The sequence below is a fragment of the Candidatus Schekmanbacteria bacterium genome (genome assembly GCA_003695725.1).
Classification (GTDB): Bacteria; Schekmanbacteria; GWA2-38-11; order GWA2-38-11; family J061; genus J061.
This window is the reverse complement of the sequence record RFHX01000080.1, coordinates 1-2,939: the sequence shown is the minus strand read 5'-3', so window position 1 is coordinate 2,939 and position 2,939 is coordinate 1. Positions and strand designations below refer to the sequence as shown.

The following is a 2,939-nucleotide window of genomic DNA, read 5'->3' as shown; positions in this document are numbered from 1 at the left end:
GTGTGGTTTTTTCTATTATGAAAGAGAGATGTGAATAATGGACCCTTTGAGAATAAAAATAGACCTTTTTTGCAACGGCATAAATGTTGACGAAAATATAAGCATTGAATCTATGAAATCCATACTTCCCACAAGAGTGTACAGAAACAAACGGGCATCTCTTTCAAATGGGAAGTGCTTCAAATTGAATATAAACGGCTATCATACAGTAGCAAATCTTGCAGTGCGAGAATCTTTTGCTCAGAGTTCACCATATAAATACATCGAAGAAGATGGTAAAGGATTTATCGTAGGCAATGGAATAAAAATCGAGGCAGAGCCAGTTCCTCCTCCTTATTGGGCTGATTTTGAATTACCCAATGGCCAAAAACTCATAAATATAATGCAGCAGCACAGCACCTCGATTTTAGGCACTGCACTGTCAAACTACTGCTCTTACAAACTACAAGGCAAAGGTTGTAAGTTTTGTGCTCTTGATAGCGGCGACAACTATGTGCTTAAAAAACCTGAAGAAATAAAAGAAGTAATTCGCATACTCAATGACAAAGGAATATTAGGCACTGAAATTACTGAAATAAATATCAATTCCGGAGTAATAGGGAATGAAGAAAAATCAGCTGATTCCTATATCGATACTATAAAAGCAGTAAAAGAAATATGTTCACTTCCTGTCTATGCACAGCTTTGCCCTGTAGAAAAGGAAACTATAATGAAACTTAAAGAAGCAGGTCTTGATTCAGTAAGCTTTAACATTGAAATCTACGACGAAAAAATAAGAAAGGAAATCTGTCCCGGCAAAGGTGAAATACCGCTAAGCAAATATCTGACAGCTCTTTCACAAGCATCGGAAATATTCGGTAAAGAGCAAACGAGTTCATGGCTCATTGTAGGTCTCGAGCCGCCTGAAAGCACTATTGCAGGTATTGAAGCAATTGCAAAAGCCCAAGCTATTCCTCATCTAACTGTGTTTAGGCCTCTTTCAGGAACAGAGCTTGAAAACAGGAAACCGCCCGATACTGATGATGTAATAAAAGTATATAAGGAGCTTCCAAAGATTTTGAATAAATATGGGCTCAATCCTCAAAGGACAAATTCCGGCTGTTCAAAATGCAACGGATGCTCAGCAACACTTGAATCCCTCGTATTTTAGTTTTCTCATAATTTAAACAATCATAATGCAGAAAGTGATGAATAAAATCTTGATTATCTTTCCCGGCTCATTAGGGGATTTTATCGCTTTTCTTCCGTCTTTGAAACTCATCCGCGCCCACTATCCCAAAGCAAATATCGATATTGCCTGCAAGAGCAGTTATGCCCCTCTCGTTGAAAAAAAACCGATTTACGCAAATGTCTCTGAGCGGCTTTCTTTTTTGTTATCAGGACTTTTTGTCTCTGCTGATGCCTGCACAATCAGAACAAAGGATTATCTCGAAAGTTTGGATTTAATAATCACCTATTTGGATGACAAAGATAAGAATTTTTCCGAAAATCTTAAAAAAAACACAACTGCCAAAGTATTAGTGTGGAAGGGTAACATCAGGGAAGGACTCAGTACCAATATTTATAAATACTATCTCGACTCCTTAAAGCTACTTGGAATCAACAACGAATCTTGCAAATATCAAATTGAAATCTCTAACGATGAAGAAGACATACCTGCAGGTAATTATTTCTGCATACATCCGGGAAGCGGGTCAAAAAGAAAAAATTGGGGAATAAGAAAATTTGTCACCCTTGCAAAAAAGATAGAAAAAAATTGTTCGCTGTCACCAATCTTTATAACAGGTGAAGCTGAAACAGCTTTAAGAATCGAGATACCTCAAGAATTCTCCTGCATTCATAATGAAAAATTAAAAAAAGTGTCGTCAGTACTGCTAAATTCAAAATTCTATATTGGCAACGATTCAGGGATAAGCCATTTGGCAGGCACTTTAGGGATAAAAAGTTTCTTGATCTTTGGACCAACTCGACCTGAAATATGGGCTCCTCCACTCAAAAATGTATTTCCAATCGACGCAAGTAAAGAATGCAAAAAATCTTCTCAAAAAAAGGATTGTCCTGTATGTGCAACTTCTGATTGTCTGAAAGAATTACAAGCTGATAGAGTATTTGAAATAATCAAAGAGAATTTATAGAAAAGTTGAATAAAAGTATGTGGAAAAAATTCATTGGGAGGGAAAATCAATGGCAATTCTCGATGATTTCGACAACTATATGGAAAAAACAAAAAAGAAAGCAATCAGGATTTTTTCAGAGATAGACAAAAAATCCAAGATTGATTCAAAGAGATGGAATATTGCTGATGGATTTATGGAAGTTAACACTATTAGGGGGAAGATATTGGAAAAAATGGGGATTAGCGATACCCGATTCACTACTGTAATACCGCGCTATAATGAAAACACAACTGTGAGGGTTTTTGAAATTTGCTCACATACATATAATCCTGAGGTGCCTGTCGGCACATTGAGTTTAAGGCTACTTAAAAGGAAAAAGAAATGTCGCCTTATGGGACATACGGATTTATCGCCTTTTCTCGAATCCAATGAAGAAAGAGCTCTATTCATAAAATCAATAAAGAATCTATGCAGAAAATATAATAAAAATTATGAAGAGCTAAATGAGAAACTGCGTGGATTATTTTATTCAATTTATAGAAATAAACAGCGGGGAGGTGGAATCGGCATTGCTTTTGATTTATCGCAAAAAGAATTTCCTTTCCTGAAGGATGTAGGGGAAACATTTATAAGAACATACAAAAAAATCGTTGAAAGGACCAAGGATAAAAAGCTCAACAAAAAAGCGCGCGAAGCAATGTTATTGGCTCGAGGGCAGTGGGTAGAATTCAATCTTGTAGAAGACAAAGGCTTTGTTGCAGGAATAAAGATAGGAATACCGCCTGAAGCTATGATTCTTCAAACTTTGCCGCCTCTTGTTAT

3 protein-coding genes are annotated in these 2,939 nt (G+C 36.4%); all 3 read left to right on the top strand.

Annotated elements, in window-relative coordinates; genetic code table 11:
- Positions 1 to 37 precede the first annotated feature (37 nt).
- Positions 38 to 1,150: a hypothetical protein gene (locus tag D6734_03355; protein RMF96707.1), complete on the top strand. Its 1,113-nt coding sequence runs from the start codon at positions 38 to 40 to the stop codon at positions 1,148 to 1,150.
- A 25-nt stretch (positions 1,151 to 1,175) separates the two neighbouring features.
- The gene (locus D6734_03350) at positions 1,176 to 2,135 is read left to right on the top strand and encodes a hypothetical protein (protein ID RMF96706.1); all 960 of its coding nucleotides are present in this window, start codon (positions 1,176 to 1,178) and stop codon (positions 2,133 to 2,135) included.
- Between the two features lie 49 nt (positions 2,136 to 2,184).
- Positions 2,185 to 2,939, top strand: a 755-nt coding sequence (locus D6734_03345; GenBank protein ID RMF96705.1) for a coproporphyrinogen III oxidase, incomplete at its 3' end; no start/stop codon positions are given.

Excerpts from the sequence above, each read along its gene's own strand:
- D6734_03355 (RMF96707.1), top strand. The coding sequence starts at position 38 with ATGGACCCTTTGAGAATAAAAATAGACCTTTTTTGCAACGGCATAAAT.
- D6734_03350 (RMF96706.1), top strand. The coding sequence starts at position 1,176 with ATGCAGAAAGTGATGAATAAAATCTTGATTATCTTTCCCGGCTCATTA.